This is a genomic window from Paraburkholderia sp. RCC_158 (genome assembly GCF_041355255.1).
Taxonomy (GTDB): Bacteria; Pseudomonadota; Gammaproteobacteria; order Burkholderiales; family Burkholderiaceae; genus Paraburkholderia; species Paraburkholderia graminis.
Genome location: NZ_JBFUPM010000048.1, coordinates 1 through 17,785, shown reverse-complemented (window position 1 = coordinate 17,785; position 17,785 = coordinate 1). Strand labels below are relative to the sequence as shown.

The 17,785-nt window shown below is 63.7% G+C and carries 20 protein-coding genes and 3 pseudogenes; 18 read left to right on the top strand and 5 right to left on the bottom strand.

Annotated features, from left to right (window positions below):
- Window positions 1-313 (top strand): annotated as a pseudogene (locus AB6809_RS35660) (glucosyltransferase); the annotation flags it as partial.
- 97 nt (window positions 314-410) lie between these two features.
- Entirely contained in the window at window positions 411-1,463 is a 1,053-nt protein-coding gene (locus tag AB6809_RS35655; RefSeq protein WP_371028528.1) for a lysylphosphatidylglycerol synthase domain-containing protein, read from the top strand.
- Here the strand turns inward: AB6809_RS35655 and AB6809_RS35650 are convergent.
- Both AB6809_RS35650 and AB6809_RS35645 read right to left on the bottom strand, forming a co-directional pair.
- Window positions 1,460-2,896, bottom strand: a complete 1,437-nt coding sequence (locus AB6809_RS35650) for an ATP-binding protein (protein WP_371028527.1) — start codon at window positions 2,894-2,896, stop codon at window positions 1,460-1,462. The genes AB6809_RS35655 and AB6809_RS35650 overlap by 4 nt on opposite strands.
- The gene (locus AB6809_RS35645; RefSeq protein ID WP_371028526.1) at window positions 2,897-3,556 is read right to left on the bottom strand and encodes a response regulator; all 660 of its coding nucleotides are present in this window, start codon (window positions 3,554-3,556) and stop codon (window positions 2,897-2,899) included.
- 357 nt (window positions 3,557-3,913) lie between these two features.
- On the opposite strand from AB6809_RS35645, the gene AB6809_RS35640 reads away from it, so the two are divergent.
- The 8 genes from AB6809_RS35640 (at window position 3,914) to AB6809_RS35605 (ending at window position 8,833) form a co-directional block, all read left to right on the top strand.
- Entirely contained in the window at window positions 3,914-4,264 is a 351-nt protein-coding gene (locus AB6809_RS35640) for a hypothetical protein (protein WP_029972141.1), read from the top strand.
- Window positions 4,265-4,276: 12 nt separating this feature from the next.
- Window positions 4,277-5,608, top strand: a complete 1,332-nt coding sequence (hpnI, locus tag AB6809_RS35635; RefSeq protein WP_371028524.1) for a bacteriohopanetetrol glucosamine biosynthesis glycosyltransferase HpnI — start codon at window positions 4,277-4,279, stop codon at window positions 5,606-5,608.
- On the top strand, window positions 5,598-6,425 hold the full coding sequence (gene hpnK, locus AB6809_RS35630) for a hopanoid biosynthesis-associated protein HpnK (RefSeq protein WP_371028523.1): 828 nt from the start codon (window positions 5,598-5,600) through the stop codon (window positions 6,423-6,425). The genes hpnI and hpnK overlap by 11 nt, the downstream gene beginning before the upstream one ends.
- Before the next feature lie 106 nt (window positions 6,426-6,531).
- Complete coding sequence (locus AB6809_RS35625; protein WP_371028522.1) at window positions 6,532-6,690, top strand: hypothetical protein; 159 nt, start codon at window positions 6,532-6,534, stop codon at window positions 6,688-6,690.
- Window positions 6,691-6,936: 246 nt separating this feature from the next.
- Window positions 6,937-7,416, top strand: coding sequence for a hypothetical protein (locus tag AB6809_RS35620; protein WP_371028521.1), 480 nt, complete (start codon window positions 6,937-6,939; stop codon window positions 7,414-7,416).
- 44 nt (window positions 7,417-7,460) lie between these two features.
- Window positions 7,461-7,685, top strand: coding sequence for a hypothetical protein (locus AB6809_RS35615; RefSeq protein WP_371028520.1), 225 nt, complete (start codon window positions 7,461-7,463; stop codon window positions 7,683-7,685).
- 53 nt (window positions 7,686-7,738) lie between these two features.
- Window positions 7,739-7,966 carry a hypothetical protein gene (locus tag AB6809_RS35610; protein ID WP_371028519.1) on the top strand — a complete coding sequence of 76 codons (228 nt, stop codon included), beginning with the start codon at window positions 7,739-7,741 and terminating at the stop codon, window positions 7,964-7,966.
- Between the two features lie 123 nt (window positions 7,967-8,089).
- Window positions 8,090-8,833 (top strand): hypothetical protein, encoded by a 744-nt coding sequence (locus AB6809_RS35605; RefSeq protein ID WP_371028518.1) that lies wholly within the window; start codon window positions 8,090-8,092, stop codon window positions 8,831-8,833.
- A 566-nt stretch (window positions 8,834-9,399) separates the two neighbouring features.
- On the opposite strand, the gene AB6809_RS35600 is transcribed toward AB6809_RS35605, so the two are convergent.
- A complete protein-coding gene (locus tag AB6809_RS35600) occupies window positions 9,400-9,636 on the bottom strand; it encodes a hypothetical protein (protein ID WP_371028517.1) in 237 nt (78 codons plus the stop codon).
- A 272-nt stretch (window positions 9,637-9,908) separates the two neighbouring features.
- On the opposite strand from AB6809_RS35600, the gene AB6809_RS35595 reads away from it, so the two are divergent.
- Window positions 9,909-10,199: a hypothetical protein gene (locus tag AB6809_RS35595; protein ID WP_371028516.1), complete on the top strand. Its 291-nt coding sequence runs from the start codon at window positions 9,909-9,911 to the stop codon at window positions 10,197-10,199.
- Window positions 10,200-10,365: 166 nt separating this feature from the next.
- Window positions 10,366-10,761 carry a hypothetical protein gene (locus AB6809_RS35590; RefSeq protein ID WP_371028515.1) on the top strand — a complete coding sequence of 132 codons (396 nt, stop codon included), beginning with the start codon at window positions 10,366-10,368 and terminating at the stop codon, window positions 10,759-10,761.
- 100 nt (window positions 10,762-10,861) lie between these two features.
- Here the strand turns inward: AB6809_RS35590 and AB6809_RS35585 are convergent, their stop codons facing one another.
- Complete coding sequence (locus AB6809_RS35585; RefSeq protein WP_371028514.1) at window positions 10,862-11,131, bottom strand: DUF1488 family protein; 270 nt, start codon at window positions 11,129-11,131, stop codon at window positions 10,862-10,864.
- 137 nt (window positions 11,132-11,268) lie between these two features.
- Window positions 11,269-12,416 (bottom strand): annotated as a pseudogene (locus AB6809_RS35580) (tyrosine-type recombinase/integrase).
- A gap of 14 nt (window positions 12,417-12,430) precedes the next feature.
- Here AB6809_RS35580 and AB6809_RS35575 point away from each other — a divergent pair.
- The 6 genes and pseudogenes from AB6809_RS35575 (at window position 12,431) to AB6809_RS35550 (ending at window position 17,332) form a co-directional block, all read left to right on the top strand.
- Window positions 12,431-12,715, top strand: coding sequence for a DNA-binding protein (locus AB6809_RS35575; RefSeq protein ID WP_371028513.1), 285 nt, complete (start codon window positions 12,431-12,433; stop codon window positions 12,713-12,715).
- Window positions 12,669-13,856, top strand: coding sequence for a hypothetical protein (locus tag AB6809_RS35570; protein ID WP_371028512.1), 1,188 nt, complete (start codon window positions 12,669-12,671; stop codon window positions 13,854-13,856). Before AB6809_RS35575 ends, AB6809_RS35570 begins: the two co-directional genes overlap by 47 nt.
- A gap of 68 nt (window positions 13,857-13,924) precedes the next feature.
- A complete protein-coding gene (locus tag AB6809_RS35565) occupies window positions 13,925-14,386 on the top strand; it encodes an SET domain-containing protein (RefSeq protein ID WP_371028511.1) in 462 nt (153 codons plus the stop codon).
- Between the two features lie 1,102 nt (window positions 14,387-15,488).
- On the top strand, window positions 15,489-15,617 hold the full coding sequence (locus AB6809_RS35560; protein ID WP_371028510.1) for a hypothetical protein: 129 nt from the start codon (window positions 15,489-15,491) through the stop codon (window positions 15,615-15,617).
- Between the two features lie 267 nt (window positions 15,618-15,884).
- A pseudogene (locus AB6809_RS35555) lies at window positions 15,885-16,178 on the top strand (HU family DNA-binding protein); the annotation flags it as partial.
- Window positions 16,175-17,332 carry a YhcG family protein gene (locus AB6809_RS35550; protein ID WP_371028509.1) on the top strand — a complete coding sequence of 386 codons (1,158 nt, stop codon included), beginning with the start codon at window positions 16,175-16,177 and terminating at the stop codon, window positions 17,330-17,332. The pseudogene AB6809_RS35555 and the gene AB6809_RS35550, both read left to right, overlap by 4 nt.
- Window positions 17,333-17,785: the final 453 nt, after the last annotated feature.

Below are 17,785 nucleotides of genomic sequence, written 5' to 3'. Positions count from 1 at the left end.
CGATCCGACAGGTCATGTTGGCTCAGCGTTGATGCATCCGCTGCCGTTGGCGTTGCTCGCTATCGGCCTGTCGAGCGGCGCGCCGTGGGCCTGGCTAATCGCGGCGCTGGCGTTGTCCGTGCGTTTCGCACTTAAGGTGAGCGCGGATCGCGCATTGCGGCAGGCGCATGGCGGCGCCTGGATGCTGCCGATATGGGATATCGTGTCGTTTGCGATCTTTGTCGCGAGCTTCTGGAGTTCGCGGGTGGTCTGGCGCGGGTTCAGCTTCGACGTCGATGGCGACGGCCTGCTGTCGGCCGCGCAGGACGAATGACGACGAGAGGAGTTTAGGCGGCGATGATGCGCACGTCTTCCGAATGGCGCGATGAGCGGCAAGCCCGTCGCGCAACGAACGCGCGAAAGGTGTCCGCATGATGAAGCATCTCGGGCGCGTGGCCGCACTCGCGGGACTGGCTGCGTCGCTGTGGCTCGTGTGGCGGGACAACCCGGTCGCGGTGCTCGGCGCGCTGCGTGCCGCCGGCGCGGGGCTTGTGCTCGCGGCACTCGCACATGTTTTGCCGATGCTCGCCAATGCCTGCGACTGGCGCTCGCTGATTCGCGGCGCGAACCGGCCGCGCGTGCTCGACATGCTGCATCTCGTGTGGGTGCGCGAATCGGTCAATAGCATGCTGCCGGTCGCGCGCATCGGCGGAGAGGTAGTGTCGTTCCGCATGCTCAGGCGCTGGGGCGTGCGGCCTTCCACGGCGGTGGCGAGCATCATCGCCGATATGCAGTTGACGGTGATCAGCCAACTGCTGTTCACGATGGTCGGTATCGGCTTTCTGTTTGCGCACGCGCATTCGGGCACGCTGCGGCTCGCCGGGCAACTCGCGTGGGGCGTGGTCGTGCTGACGCCGCTTCTCGTCTTGTTCGCGCTCGTGCAGCACGCGAGTCCGTTCGAACGCATGACGCGCGCGCTCAATCACATCACGAGCGGCAAGCTCGCCGCACTCGTTGGACAGTCGGCGCAAATCGATCTGGCGATCAAGCTGATCTGGCGGCGTCGCGCCGTCGTGCTGCGCTATCTGTTCTTCTGGCAGCCGCTGCAGTGCCTGCTGACGTCGCTGGAAATCTGGCTCGCGCTGTATTTTCTCGGCGCGCAAGTCACGCTGGTTGAAGCCGTGGTGATCGAGTCGTTGATCCAGGCCATCAGCAGCGCGGCCTTCTTCGTGCCGGGCGGCCTCGGCGTGCAGGAGGGCGGTTTTATATTGATCGGCGGCGCTCTGGGCATCGATCCGTCGACCTGTCTCGCGCTTGCCGGCGCGCGCCGCGTTCGCGATCTGCTGATGTTCGTGCCGGGGCTGGTTGCATGGCAGTTCGCGGAGAGCGCGAACCGCGCGCCAGTGCGCCGTCAGGCGCAGCAGAGCGCGCAACGGGCGGAACTCGCGGACACCCGCGTCGCCTGCGATACGAACCGCCGCTAGGCCGCAGCCTTCAGTCGCTCGTCAGGCGCGGCGGTAGAGGCGGGAAACGATACCTCCACGGCGAGTCCGCGGCTCTCGAGGCCGGGTCCGAAGCGCACGGTTGCGCCAAAGTGTTCCGCGATGCGCGCGACAATCGAAAGGCCAAGGCCGCTGCCGGTCGCCTGGTTGCCGGTGGCGCGAAAGAACCGGCTGGTCAGACGCGCGACGTCCGCGGACGCCACACCCGGGCCGTCGTCGCGCACCGTCACGACAACGCGATTATCGAGCGGCTCCTTCGCGCGCTTGACCGCAATTTCGAGGTTGCCGCCCTCGCTGCCGTACTTGATTGCGTTGTCCACCAAATTGTCGAACAGGATACCGATCAGCACAGGCTCCGCATCGATCTCGGCCTGCATGTCGCAGTCGAGCATCGCGCGCATGTTTTTTTGCTGCAGGTTGCCGGCGTTCGCCAGCACGGCATCCTTCGCGAGCGACCCAGGCGCGAGCGGTGCCGTCGACAGTTTTTCATGCATGTCCAGACGTGCGAGCAGCAGCAATTGCTCGGCGAGCCGCGCGCTGCGATCCACGCCTTGCACGACCCGCTCCATCGCGAGCCGCTGCCGCGCCGGGTCGGGCTCGGCGAGCGCGACCTGTGCCTGCACTTTGATGGCGGCCAGCGGCGTCTTCAGTTCGTGAGCGGCGTCGGCGGTAAACGCGCGTTCACGTTCGAGCGAATGGTGCAGACGCGAGAGCAGCAGATTGAGCGCGTCGACGAGCGGGCGCACCTCGGTCGGCGCATCGCCGATTTCGACGGGCTCCAGGCGGTTGATATGTCGCGAGCGGATTGCATCCGACAGCACGCGCAGCGGCGCAAGGCTCCAGCCGATGCTGAACCACACGAGCAGCGCGAGGACCGGCAGTGCAATCAGGGCAGGGCGCGCGATACGGCTCGCCACTCCGCTGACCAGATCGCTGCGCGTATTGGCCTGCTCGAATACGCGCACCGTGTGGCCCAGCGCCGTGCCGCGTAGCGTGAACGAGTGATAAGTTTGACCGCTCAGCACGACGTCCTGCGTACCCGTGACCGCCGGCAGCGGCAGGTCCCATGCACCGAGCGCGCGCAGGGCAGGGCTGCCGGCAATCACGTCGCCGTCGCGCGTGCGCACCTGAAATAGCGCATCGCGCGGCAGCGAGTCGTCATCGTCGTTATCGCTCGCACTGGTCGCGCCGCCTCTTTCTTCCTCGCGCACGTCGATGTGCGCGTTGGCAAGCGTGGCGAGGTTGGCCTGATCGAGAAGCGCGAGAACCTGCGCGACTTCCGCGAGGCGGGCTTCTTCCCATTCGCCGACTTCCTGCGTGGCCTGACGATAACTCGACGCAAGCGCAATCGCCCAGACCGCCGCGATGCTGCCGAGCACGAGCAGCATGAGCCGCCTGCGAATGGATGCGCTCATTTACTCTTTCTCCACCACGTAGCCGATATTGCGCACGGTTCGTATGAGCTTTGCGCCAAGCTTCCTGCGAAGGTTCGAGATGTGCACCTCGATCGCATTGCTTTCGATTTCCTGCTGCCAGCCATACAGGCTTTCTTCGAGATGCGAACGCGACTGCGGAATGCCCTGGTTGCTCAGCAGTTGCAGCAGGATTGCCCATTCGCGCGACGTGAGCGGCACCCGCGTGCCGGCAAGCTGGGCCGTTTGCGCCGCGGGGTTCACCGTGAGATCGCCATAGCGGATTACCTCGACGCTGCGGCCCTGCGCGCGGCGCAGCAAGGCGCGGCAACGGGCCGTCAGTTCCGTGAGGTCGAAGGGCTTGCCGAGGTAATCGTCCGCGCCGGCCTCCAGACCGCTCACGCGGTCTACCACCGTGCCGCGTGCCGTCAGCACAAGCACCGGCACGTCGTTGCCGGCGTCGCGGATTCGCTTGAGCAGATCCATGCCGGACACGCGCGGCAGGCCGAGATCGAGTACGACCAGCGCGTAGCTCGTGGTGTCCAGCGCGAGACCTGCTTTGTGGCCGTCGCGCGCCCAGTCGACCGTGAAACCCGCCTGACGCAGACCCGCTTCGACCCCGCAACCGATCAGGTCGTCGTCTTCAACCAGTAGTACACGCATGGGACTGAAATTCCGTGGAGTGTTGTGATCGTGAATGCAATGCACCGCGGAAAAAGCGGCGATGAAGTCCGCAGTTTAACCGCGCTGTTCATGGCGGGTTCTACTGCGGTCTGCTTAAGGTTTCCTTCAGCTTGAATCGCTACTATCGCCCATCAACAGCTTACTGTCTTGTGAGTGACAGGAGCGTGCGGCGTCGTGTCGAGTTGCGAGTCTGGCTCGACACGGTTCCAGTACATCGATGGAATGCATGGCGACCGCGGTGACGGTTTTATCGGCTGCGACGAGCAGTTCCTGAAGCAGGCGCCGCTTCGTCGCAAGAAGCCGTGCATGCTTTTCATCGCGCTACGAGACGAAGCCATGAAGCCAGTCACCGCCGATATGTTGCGCGCGCACCTAATGGTCGCTTCGCTCACGGCTGTCGCCGCCGACCTGCTCGCGTGCGTGACGGTCTTCGTGGATCCCGGCGCCGAGCACCTGTTCGTGTCAGCGGCTTTCCGGCTCTCTTCTATCGCGGTAATGGCCGGCGGCGTCATGGTCGCGCGCCAGTTCGCGCAAGCCGCGTTCCGGGCCGCCGTCGCAGACCGCCATGCAAGCGTTGCGTCTGTCTGCAGCAGGCCGATCGATCTCGCGTCGGATTGCCCGCGGTTGTGGCTCGTCGTGCTGCATCTGCGTCTCACGGGGAAGCCGTTCGTCTTGAGCAAACGCTGACGGAGCGCGGCAATGGCATCGCATGCATTACCGGTATCCGAATGGCTTCTGCTTGCCGGCTGCGTCGGCGCGTCGCTGTATGCCGTGGTGGCTGCGCTCGCGCTGCCGTTCTTCGGGCCGCGCGGCAGCACGCGTTCACTCGATCCGTTTTCGCCGGTGCGCGTGAGCGTGCTCAAGCCCTTGTGCGGTGTCGAGCCGCGTCTGTATGAAAACCTGCGAAGCTTCTGCGAGCAGCGCCTCGATCATTTCCAGCTAGTATTCGGCGTGGGTTCTGCCGACGATCCCGCGATTGCCGTGGTGCGCCGTTTGCAAGCCGCGTATCCGATGCTCGACATCGAACTCGTGATCGACGCGCGCGTGCATGGCAGCAATCTGAAAGTGAGTAATCTGATCAATATGGCCGAGCGCGCGCGGCATGACGTGATCGTGATTGCCGATAGCGATATCGCCGTCGAAGCCGATTATCTCTGCGCCGTCGCGGCGCCGCTGGCCGATCCTTCTGTCGGCGTTGTCACCTGTCTGTATGTCGCGCACGGCGTGAGCGGTTTCTGGTCGCGGGTGGGCGCGCTCTTCGTCAACGAATGGTTCGGACCTTCGGTGCGCGTCGCGCATATGGCCCGATCGCGTCGCTTTGGTTTCGGCGCCACGCTTGCTTTGCGGCGCGAGACGCTCGAACGCATCGGTGGCTTCGGGCGCCTGAAGAACTATCTCGCGGACGATTACTGGCTCGCCGAACACGTGCGCGCCCTCGGTTTGCGAACCGTGCTGTCGCGAATGATGGTCGCCACCGACGTCACCGAAACAACGTTTACCGCGCTCTGGCAACGCGAGACGCGCTGGTTGCGCACGATACGTTCGGTGAATCCGCTCGGCTTTGCGTTTCTCTTCATGACGTTTGCTACGCCGTGGCTCGTTGCCGGCGTCGGGCTCACGGCTTGCCTTGTTGCAAGTCAGCAAGGTGCCCTGCATGGCTGGCCGGCGTACTTGACCGCGGTCAACATGGCCGCGGGCCTGGCCGCGCGCGTCGTGCTGCACGCGCGGGCCGTGCGTCAGCAACAGGCATTGCATCGCGGGTTGAGGGACGGGGCAGGGGACGCGTTTTCGGCCGCTTTATCGGCCGCTTCATCGGACACATTATCGGACGCATTCGGCCGTGCTTTCTGGCGCGATCTGCCGCTCGTTCCATTGCGCGATAGCTTGCTGTTCGTGCAGTGGATCGCCAGCGCCTTCGGGTCTCATGTCATGTGGCGAGGCGCCAGAGTGCCGGTTGGAACTTCGCGTTCCGCGTCGCGCGGCGCGCAGTTGCCGTTGATGGATACCATCGAGGCGTCCGATGGCCGCTAAGCCGCGCGCACTCATCGTAACCGCCGACGACTTCGGCCTGCATCCGCGGGTGAACATGGCCGTCGAGCAGGCTCATGTCAGCGGCGTGCTCACGGCCGCGAGCCTGATGGTCGGTGCACCCGCCTCGAGCGACGCAATCGCGCGCGCCCGCGCGATGCCGCGCTTGCGAGTCGGCCTGCATCTGGTACTCGCCGACGGCGACCCCGTTATGCCGCGCGCGAGCATCGCCTCATTGCTCGACGAACATGGGCGCTTCGGCAGCAACATGGTGCGCGACGGGATACGCTTTTTCTTCCTGCCGCACGTGCGCAAACAGCTTGCCCGGGAAATTCGCGCGCAGTTCGAGGCATTCGCCGACACCGGGCTCACGCTCGATCATGTCAACACGCACAAGCACTTTCATCTGCATCCGACGGTGCTCGATTTGATCCTCGAAACTGGGCGCGAGTTCGGCATGAAGGCGATGCGCTTGCCGTTCGAAGTCAATGCGCCATTGTGGTTGCGCCCCTGGATCGCGAGGGTGAGGGCGCGACTCGACGACGCCGGAATTCTCCATAACGATTATGTTGTCGGCGTGACCGACAGCGGGCAAATGGATGAGCGTTCGTGGCTCGCGGCGCTTGCTGCTTTACCGGACGGCGTGGGCGAAATCTATTGCCATCCTGCTGTTGCAGGGGAAAGCGAATTGACTCGCGGTATGCGCGCGTATCGGCATGCGGACGAATTGAAGGCGCTGCTCTCGACGGACGTGGCCCTCGCGATTCGACGCCTGGGCGCGAAGACCGGCGGATTCGCCGATGTGTTGAGCGGCCGCTAACCGCGGTCGAATTCGCGCTTGCCGGCAAGCGGCAAATCACACCGGTTCTGTCCCAGTAACGCGTTCCGCTATGATGTGCGAAACGACATGGACCACTGAAAGCTCGATGAAGACGTTGAATCCGGCAATCAAGGAATCGAACCTGTATCAGAAGCGCAAGCACTTCATCGTGCAGTTCAGGAACGCGCAAGACAACCTATTGGCGACCGGCATGAGCGACGATGGCCGCACACAGCCTGTGGGCTCATCGGCGCAACGGTGGTAAGGCCAAGGCACTAGCCGCTGCCGAGCACGGCATACCCCTCGCCTCCCGCGCCGAAGGCGGTGAACCGGAGGGTGGCTATGGGGGAAACTGGCTCGCGGCTGCGGGACACTATGCCCACGGATTAGCAAAGCGAAATTGGGTCCGACTTACTTCCCAACCTACAGCCTCCGCATTAAGCTCCGTCTCAACTATTTCGAGACAGTTATGCGGGACTTGCTAAACACAATGCTCACACCAGCGTGGATCGTGTCCGTCGTTGTCGTCGGCCTGATCCTCAACATCGTGAGCGGGTACCTGAAAGAGGGTATAGACAAGCTGTTCACGGTGTTCACGAACCGGGCGTCGCGTGCATCCACGCGCCGCGCCGAGGCACGAAAAGCGTTGATAGCCCGAGTGAGGAACGACCCGGTGCTCCGTCACCAGTTTCGAATAAGGAGGCTCCGGGACGCGTACTTGGCCGCGACGATGATGCCCGTTGCTATCGTGGAGTTGATAATCTCCATCGGTCAACCCTTTCATGGCACCGGAGGGTTTTTCCAGCCACCGTCAGACGCCATGACGGTTTTCACAGTTTTGACGGGAGTTTTGTTCCTCTCTGCGGGGCAGGGTTTTTCGTCATCTTGCTTCATGAAGACGGTCGTTCTGATTAGGGCGGAAGGACCTGATCCAGCTACAGTCGCCAAAGCGCCTACCTCAGACGTTGAGGTCGCAGCAAGGCGACCGTGAGCGAATGAGCAGTACAATTTTCCGTCCGGTCAGAGCAGAGCAACATGCGCGTCATCGAGCATTACCGGGAGTGGACACTGGACATCATTTCCGTTGCGGACTCCGGGATGTTCACGGCCAATGCCATCATCACGCGGGAGAGCACTGACTCGGACAGCGGCTTCCTCCAATACACATTCAGGAACCTAGGCGTCTCGGACATGAAGGAACTGGCTATCCGCTGGGCGGCTGAGTGGCTGGGTGCGTGGATCGACGACAACCATCGGTAGCGAGTCGGTAAATTAGTTACGGGACGACTGAATTAGGATCGTGGAATCAGGTGATGAGCAACGAACTTGTACCGCATGATCTGGAATACCGCGATCATCGTGTGTGGCTTGATGTGACCCGGTACAACGACGCAAACTACGGCTGCGAGGCCCGCATCGTCAAAGACGGCGTAGAGATAGACCACTTCACGTTGTACGGGACAGCTTACGAGGCTACCATCCTCGCTGCTCTCTCCCACGCAAAAGCTCTTGTTGCGATGCGCATAGCCGGACTGTCATAGCCTTCGCCCTGCTGTCGGCAAACCGGCCTCCATGTAGCAGTGTTGTAAACGAGCACTTCCCGTACCTGTTACAAAGTCTTACACTCCGCATCAGGCCAAAGTTGGCCGACAACGGAGAGAAAAATGAGAGGGTCAATTACAGCCGCAGCGGCGGCGGCAATTCTTCTGGCAGCGTGCGGTGGCGGTGGAGGCGACGGTGGCTCGCCTGCTCCTGCGCCGTCGCCGTCAGCAGCGGGGCTTTACACAGGCAAGACAGACAACAACCGGCAGACCTCAGTGCTCGTGCTCGACGACGGGCGCGTGTACTCGCTGTACTCGGTTGCTGGCGTTCCGTCCACGATCGCGGGCGGTGTCATAGGGTCGGGCACGTCCAGCAACGGGACCATCAGCAACGGTACGGGCCTTGACTACAACCTCGAAGGCCAAGGCGTCAATGCGGTGACGTTCTCGGGTACTTACTCGGCGAAGGCATCGCTGAATGCCACCATCGTCTATTCGAACGGATCGAAGACGGTGTTCAACGGGGCGTTCGACAGTAGCTACAACACGACGCCGACGCAGGCGGCAGTGACTGGCACGTTCAAGGGCTCGGCTGCTACGAACTTGGGCAGCGACACGAACGTCACCATCACGGCGGATGCCAACGGCTCGATCAGCGGTACGGGCACTGGCTGCGCGTTCACCGGCTCGATCAAGCCGCACGCCTCGGGCAACGTCTACGATGTCACGCTGAACTTCGGTGGCGGCTCGTGCGCGTATCCGAACACGGCGGCTACCGGCGTTGCGCTGCTCAGTGGCTCGACGCTGCACGCAGAGCTTCAGACGCCTGCGAAGGCCGGTGTGTTGTTCCTCGGCACGAAGCAGTAGTCTGCTTATAGCAATGACGCGGCCTCGCTGGCCGCTCATAGCGCTTTTAGCATCAAGGCGAGCGCCTACGTTTGACCATGCGCATCCAACACCACAAGAACGCAGCAAGCCATGCGGATTCCTTAATGATGTTGGGCGGCCGTCCCGTTCATTTCCTTGCTGTGCTCAGCGCAGCGTGGACGGCATGGCTGCTCCAAAGTGCAGGACGCCGCGATACGCTATTCTTCGACGTGAGACACTGCGAGGGCAAAACACCCAGAAAACGGCTGTATGACACGGACGTAACCGATTGACTTTTAAGGTTACTCCTTCACCGCCCGCTGCCTGACAGCTTCGAATGCCCAGTCGTCGTCTTGCGGGTGACGGTGATCTGCGAGACGTTCACTGCGTCGGGTATCGGGAGTTCAGTGAGCCGCTTCGGCTCACCATCACCAAGCCGCGCGCGATTGATCGGGGTGTGAAAATACGCGGACGAGACGTCGCAGGGTGCCCGCAGTGTTCTCACGCGAGCAGCTTTGACCGTGCCGGACCGAGGTACGTTCAACTGCCGGGCGCGGCACACGGCATTATTGCCTGTCTGGCTGCTTGTGATGCTTGCCGTGCTTGTGCGAACGATGATGGCTCGAGCGGGTACTTGTCGGCGCCGACGTGTTGTCTCCGCCGGCAGTCGGGCCCGCCGTCGCTGCGCCGTGGGCGTTGCCGCCGCCCGATCCGCCGTTGCCATTGCCGCCTGCTTGCGCGCTCGCCGTCCCCGAAACGGCCAACGCGGCCAGAACTACAAGCATCGATTGAATGCCTCGCATGTTTTGGCTCCTTGGATAGTTGACCCCCGTCGCTGGGGCGAAGCGACCGTCACCGCGTCGCAGGCGTTAGAGAGCATATCCAGTGCCTGAAGTCGCGCAAGGCGATTCGGGCAGCGACATCGCGAATCGCGATGTTTTGTGTCCCAGACCGCAGTTGGCTCAGGCGGAGCATGTGAAGATCCGTCGCACGAATCGCTGATGTGTACACACCAGTGAGATTCGGAAACGATAAGCGCGATACGGGGACCTTCAAATGAAAAAAATATCCAGGCTTGCTCTTCGCCCTTCTGCTCGCGGCCTGTGGCGGCGGTGGGGGAGGCGGCAACAGCGCCACCACGGCATCGGCAGTACCTTCGTCCACGAGTCCCAAGGCATGTACCGACGGTCCGTACACGACGGACGCTACAAAAGTCTGCACCGACGCGAGCGGCAATCTCGTCACCGCGTATGTCTACGTGCAGCCTAAGACGGTCATTCCCGACGGAACCGTGATTACCGCGGATACGACGTGGCCGGCGAGCGGTTCTCCATATTTTTTTGCCGGCACGGCGCGAGTGGCGTAGTGGCGCCGGGCGTCACTTTGACGATCCCCGATAACACGATCGTGGAGACTTACCGCTCAGTGCCATGCACGGCCGATTGTGTGTGTACGATTCCGACCAAAGGCATCATTAACGTGTCGGGCACGCTCAACGTGGGAAGCCAGGGTCCGGTCCCCAACTGCTGGGCGTGACGGCCGCTAACACGTCGTTGGCACAGGACGCGAGCAACGGCACGGTCAGCATCACGCATACAGTGTTGCAGGACGCGTTCGTGCAGATGAACGACGCCGCGCCGTTCTCGATGACATACAGCCAGGCCACGCACATGAACGTGACGCCAATTGTTCGCAATGGGGTGACGACTTATGAAGCCGGCACGAAGGGCTACCCGCGCTTGAGCAGGCCCGCGACGGTAAAAGGCAATACGTTCGTGGACTCCGCGGTCTCCGCTTTCGATCCGTCGGTCTTCGTGCAAAACAATCTGTTCATCAACACGGTCGATCCGGCCATTGCGTTGCCGCCTGCATCAACTGGCGCACTCGGTCAACTTGCCTGTCAATTCGACGGCAGCATCGCTGCATGAGGAGGCGAGAAATACCGGAGCGTTTGCGCCGGTTGCCTCCGGCTCGCAGACAGCGAAGGCGCCGTGGAAACGGTCAGCCGGTGCCGACAGCCCGCGGCAGTCAGCGGCGGGCGAAGTCGTCAGGTGTCAACTCGATGCGCGGTGCCGGGTGCGCAAGCAGCTTCCGTTCCGCCATCGCCCGAATGCGGGCGTACCCGTCCCGGAAGCACTTCACGATCTGGGCCTCGCTGGCCCCCGGTCCAAGGCAGAAATTGACTTCGAGTGTCGCGATCGAGATCACGCATTCTGCCGCGCTGCTCTGGCGTGAGATGTCGAACGCCACGCCGCGGCGGTTTGCGACCAGTTGTGGTTTGACTTCAACGGTTTCCATGGCGGTCAGGGACAAAGCTATCGGCAGTCTGAACAGGATTTTTGCATACGTGACGCAGGTCTGGGTACCGGAGTATCGGGCTGTCCGCAGGCGCCCGCGGCGAGGCGCGGGACGAAACACAGGTGTGGCCCCCGTCCTCACCAGTCGATGCGGTGCTTTTCTTCCGTCTCGAGATGGCGTTGGTCGTCAGATGTGTGCAGGTAGGGATTGGTGCTCGTCAGCGACGCATGACGCAGGTTGTCCCGCACGGTCCGCAGATCGGTGCCGCCGTCGGCCATATGCGATCCGGCGGTGTGGCGCAGCCAGTGCGCGGAGGCCTGTTCGAGCACATCCGCCTGCCCCGCGAAACCGTCGCCGCGCAGCCGGAGTCGCCCGGTGGCACCTGCAACAATATCCTTGACAATGGCGTGTAGCGCCGCGCGCGTCAGCGGCTTCATGGATTTGCCCAGCGGCAGCACGAGTGGGGTGTCCTCGTGCCTGGCGGGCAGGGCGGACAGCCCACGCTCGCGCCGGTAACGGCCAAGCTCCGCCATCATTTCCGTGAGGCGGGCACGAGTCCATCCTTGTCGCCCTTGCCTGTGACTTCGAGCCACCAGCGCTCGTGACCGTCGGCATCGCGCCGGCAGAAGAACTGCCCCGTCGTGTTGCCGCCCACCTCCGAGATGCGCAGGCCACCGAGATAGAGCAGCGTGAACAGCCACCGTGCACGAGGTAGCGCTCCCGCTCGCGCGGCGTGTCCTTCGGCAGGCTGTCGATATACAGCTTCACTTCCTGCCACAACTCCCGGTCGAGATAGCGCGTGATGCGTGGCTTTGAGCGGCGCGCGCGCTGGCGCGACAGTGACAGGGGGTTGCCCGCCAGATAGCCGGCTTCGACCAGCCATGCGAACAGTGCGTTGATGATCACCATCGCCTGGTACCGGCTGCTGGGCCGGAGCGTCCTGTAGAACGGTCGCCAGCGCGGATCATGGCGCGGATATTTGCGCCCGTCGTCGGCGACCCAGCGCGCGCGCGGCTGCGGATCCTTCAGGAACTGGCGAAACAGCTGCAGGTCTTCGTGCGTGAGTGACGACAGCGGCTTGCCCAGTTGCACGATCGCCCACAGCAGCAGCCGTTCAGCCTCCTTGCGGTAATTCTCGAAGGTCGTTTTCCTGTCGGCGACCCGCGCGAGCCATGTACGCACTGCAGCGAGGTCGTCGCGGGCGGCGATCTGCGCGGGGGCGCGCGCGGTTGGTGCCGTCGCGGCCGTCGAGATCGGCGGTCAGTTCGAGCACATCGAGGGATATCGGATAAAATCTTCATGAGTGGCATCCAGTCCTCCGACGCGGCGCTGGCCGCCGAGATTGAGCGCCTGAAGGTGGCGTTTCCGAAGACCCGCGAGCTGTATCGCGAGGTCTGCGCGCTGCTGTTCTTCCGTTTCGGCATCACGCCCACCGCCAACCGGCTGTACCAACTGGTCCGGCGCGGCAGCATGGGCACGCCGACCGCCGTGCTCGGCGAGTTCTGGGCGCAGCTGCGGGAGAAGAGCCGCGTGCGCATTGAGCATCCGGACCTGCCCCGCCGATCTCGGTGTGGCTGCCGGTGAACTGGTCGCGACACTGTGGACGCGCGCCACCGCGTCAGCCGAAGCTGCGCTCGACGCGCTGCGCGCCGAACTCGAGGTGCAGCGGGTCGAGGCGCAGCAGTCGGTCGCGGCCGCGCGGGATGAACTGCGTCGCACCGAGAGCGCGCTCGAGCAGCGCACCGCCGCGCTGGCGGCCGCGCAGGTAGAGGTCCGGGACCTGGAAAAGGCGCAGGCCGAAGGCCACGCGCAGCGGCAGGCCCTGGAGGCGGAACTGATGCGGATCAGGGCGGCGCTGGCCGCGCGCGACCGTGAGCTGGTGGAGGTCAGGGAAGGGTTCTCACGCGATCTGGCGAAGCAGCGGGAATCGGCTGAACGCGCGGAGGAGCGTCTGCGTGCAACCGAAAAGCGCGCGCTGCTCGAGATCGACCGCGAGCGAAGTACCGCGACGAAGCTGCAAAAGGAACTGGACGAAGCCGTGCGCCGTGCGGAGCAGAAGGACGCCGATCATCGCCGCGCAATAATTGAAGCCATACAGGCGCAGCTGGGCGACGCGCGTCATCAGGCGGGCGTGCTGCAGGGGCGGCTCGATGCCGTTCAGACGGAGAACCTGGCTGCAGGCGGAGATGATGACGCTGCGGGAAGCGAAAACGCGCGCGCGGGACGCGAGGCAGTCAGGTGCCCCCGCTGCAGTCCGGAAGACATCACGTTCTACCCGTTCTTCCCGCGCCGTGCCGACCGCCACAGCAGCAACGCGTCGCAAAAAAGCGGTATAAACGCAAAGGTGCTTGCCACCAGGGAAATGGGCTGCATGGCTGATATCTACCTGCTCGCCGGACTGACGCTTCCACAGGGCGTCGCGCATGAGTCCCTGCCCAGGACCGTGACGCGCTTCATGGCGGATTGCTGGCCAGGCATGAGCCGAGCGCAGATGATTGGCCGCGCGAAACTACGAGGTTTGCGCCTGTCGTTTCGCGCAACGGCGCCATGTCCGTCCGGCGAAACCGGCGTGTTCGAGCTGCGCTTCCACGATGGCGCACGCGAATGCCTGATGCTGGCGCGGCTACAGCGCGTTGGAAACAGGAAGGGTGGAAGCCGGCGTATCCGACGGACCGATGTATCCCGCCCCCCAGCGCGCGATCCCCGACAGACCCCGTTGTTCTGACGGGACGGGTTGCCGCGCAACGCGCCGTTCGCTATGCTCCCGCCCTTCAACGGATCAGGAGTGGTGAAGTGCGGCGCGTCACGGTCAGAAAATCATCGGTTCACGGGCGAGGCGTGTTCGCGCTGCAGGCAATTCCTGCCGGCCAGCGGATTCTCGAATACCGCGGCGAGGTGACGTCGTGGCGGCGGGCGTCTGCCCGGTACCGGCGCTCCGGCGTGCCCGGCCATACATTCATCTTCGGACTGGCTGACGGGCGCGTGATCGACGGAAGCGTCGGCGGCAACAGCGCTCGCTGGCTGAACCACTCGTGCGAGCCGAACTGTGAGGCGATCGAGGATGAGCGCGGGCGGATTTTTATCGAGACCGTCAGGGACTTAAAGCCCGGCGATGAGCTTTCTATTGCCTATGGACTCACTACCGGTGAGGCGATGACTCCCGAACTGGCCGCCGACTATGCATGCCGCTGTGGCGCGAAGCGGTGTACCGGTTCGATGCTGGCGCCGGCAAGTAGAAAACTGGCGCGCCCCTGACTGGCGCATCCGGCTATTCCTTTGGCACGGATCGGCGCCAGGAGAACCCTGAACGTTACCGGTGAGTCGCTCCGGCGACCCGTCGCGCGCGGTTGCGCCGGCCCCATGTGCTGGTGCGACTTTTACTTCCGGAACACACAACGACTTTCACTTGATCGGACGACTGCGATGCGGACCCTGCGTCGGTGCTGCTGGTCGACCATCTGGCGCGCCTTGTGCGGCGGACTTCGGGACGGGATCGTTCAGAAATGCACCCTCTTCTCCATTAGAACGTGAAGGGTATGAAAGTTGTGGCTTTCATACCCTTCGTTTCGGGACAGATGCTTTTTAAGAGGCGGCACCGTGCGGGCCTTCGCGCAAGAGGCAGCTAAGCGCGCCGGAACAGTGTTGCTCGCTGGTTCTGCAGCATGCCCGTCGCTGGGTTAGAGGGCGGTCAGTTATCGTCCGACCGGGGCGGAAGGTGCTCGTGCGGAGCGGGCTCGGCGGCGTCGGCGTCGGGAACGTGGTCGTCAGAACAGAGGGGTGGCGTGCTGGGTGGCGCTTCGCCCGTCGCGCCGGGCGATGGCCGTGCGCGATCGGGGACGGTATCGGAAGGATCGGTAGACATACTGGGCTCCTAAGGTGGCTGACGGCGTCTTTAGCAATATAGGCGGCTCAGCGAGACAAGGGAGCAGAACTGGCCGGCAGTGAAGGAGCGGATAGTTAGAGCTATCCGCCCCTTCGTTTCTGGACAAATGGTCTGGCGCATGGCGTCGCCGGTGACGAAGGGGTAGAAACTCTAATTTTGGCCCCTTCGTCGCTCGAGCTAGCGTTCATTTCCGGCTGTTTTCAGGCGGTGGCCCGCGCGCCGACGCTCGCCCCCGGCGCGCCCCCGCGCGACGCTTTGCGCCCGTGCACGCGACGCTCGGCAGGTGCAGTCCACGCCGCGGCGGGTACGCCCCGGATGCGGACACGCACGGCGCAAGACCTAACTGGTGCTCACCCGCGCCGCGCTCGAGGACGCGCACGCGCATCCGGCGCCTCGAGGAGGGGCTGGGCGAGGTGCGCCGCGAGTTGGGCGCGGCGCGGGCCGCGCGACTTGGCGGGCGAGCGCGTCAACGCGATGCTCGCCGATCTGCGCGAGGCCTTCGTCGCTTCCGGGCACGACGGCGCTTCGCTTGCTCGCGCGGCCGACGAGCTGGCCGGCATCGAACGGTTCCTGATGGCGGAGAACGACGCGGTGCGGCTCTAGGTGTCGGCGGAAGCCGACGCGCTGGCGCACAGGACCGGCAGCCACCGAGCGGATAGAACCGCTGCTGCTGGACACGACCGGTATCGGCGCACGCTCCGCGGGCGTCGGCCGGGGAGCGCAGAGGGTCGCTGACGCGCTGCGGCGGCACGCGACGCGTGATACCCACAGCGTCAGTAAGTTGATCCCGGTGCTGCAGAATCGGACTGCCCGCTGGTCGTGATTGCGTGAAGGTGGGCCGATCGGGTAGGGTGGCGGCATCCGAACCCCAACGAGGAATCAACAATGAACAAGCAGGAGCTGGTGGATGCGGTCGCGGCGGTAACAGATGAAAGCAAGGCCGTGACCGGGGAGATGATCGACGCAGTGATCGCCGCGATCACGGGCGCGGTGACGAGGGGCGATACCGTCCAGCTGATCGGCTTCGGCTCGTTTTCCGCGGGTGCGCGCGCCGCACGGGTCGGCCGCAATCCGGCGACCGGCGCCGAAATCCAGATCCCTGCGGCGAAGACCGTCAAGTTCACGGCGGGCAAGGCGTTCAAGGATGCCGTGAACGCGTCATGACGAAGGTGGCGATCACCTCCGGCGACTACGTCGGGCTGCACCAGGAAGTGGTCAGTGTTGTCGAATCAGCGCGACGCACGGCGGCACGCAACGTCAATGCCGTGATGACCGCCGCTTACTGGGAGATCGGGCGGCGGATCGTCGCCAGCGAGCAAGGCGGGCAGGCGCGCGCCGGCTACGGACAGGCGCTGATCGCCCGGCTCGCCGAGGATCTGACGCGCCGTTTCGGGCGCGGATTCGGCAAGGCGAATCTGGCCAGCATGCGTGCCTTTTATTGCGCCTGGCCGGCGGCAGAGATTTTCCAGACAGTGTCTGGAAAATCGGCAGCTCCCGAAAACGTCCAGACGCCGTCTGGAAAATCGCTCCCCGCGAAAGACGTTGTCGATGCCACGGCAACAGCGCCCGACTACATGGCGCTCGCCGCCCGCTTTACGTTGCCGTGGTCCGCCTATGTGCGCCTGCTTTCGGTGAAGACGGCGGCCGCGCGCGCTTTCTATGAAACAGAGGCGCTGCGCGAGGGCTGGTCCGTGCGCCAGCTCGACCGCCAGATCGGTAGCCAGCTTTATGAGCGGCTGGCGCTGTCGCGCAACAAGGCGGCGCTGCTCAGAAAAGCCGCTGATGCCCAGCCGGGTGATGTCCTCACACCGGAGGAAGCAATTCGCGACCCGTTCGTCCTCGAGTTTCTCGACATCAAGGACGAGTACTCGGAGTCAGATCTCGAGGAGGCGCTGATCCAGCATCTGGCGGATTTCCTGCTGGAGCTCGGCGACGACTTCGCTTTCGTCGGCCGGCAGCGCCGCCTGAGAATCGACGACACGTGGTTCAGGGTCGATCTGGTGTTCTTCCATCGACGTCTGAAATGCCTGGTCATCATCGATCTCAAGGTCGGTCGCTTCAGCTATGCGGACGCCGGGCAGATGCATCTCTATCTGAACTACGCGCGCGAGCACTGGATGAAGCCTGGGGAGAATCCACCTGTCGGCCTGATCCTTTGCGCCGAAAAAGGTGCGGCCGAAGCACACTACGCGCTGGACAATCTGCCGAACACGATTCTTGCGGCGGAATACCAGACGGTACTGCCCGATGAGGCGATGATCGTTCAGGAGCTGGAGCGCACGACAGCGGAACTGGAGCGGCGTACCGGCGCTTCGTAAAGTTTCTCTCCGATGCCTGACCGATTCGGTTCATCCGAAGACGAGGCCGCGACGCCGTACCGCATCGTCCTGTGGAAAGGGTGACGCGTTATTACATCTGTCAGTTCAAGCAGAAAGTCGACCATCAAGATAGGAACAGTTGCCACGCCAGTCGTGTTTTCGCGGAACACTTGCGGCGGCCGGCGCGCTCCCTAGCTCTTCTTTGGAGCGGCGCTACGGCTCGGTCCGACCCACTCCGGTCAGACGGCTCGCTCCAAACCGGTCAGTCAGCCAACTGCAAGTTTGCGGACTGGAATACCAGTAAGCGGTCGTTGGCGAGCTCACCCAATCGGCCACAAGCCGTCGTTCGCCATCTCTCTCAAGCTACGCTTAGAGCGGCGGCTTCGGCGCACACACCGGACCTTTATGCGTGGGCGAAGCACTGCAGATTGTCTATTGTCCTTGTGGGTTCAC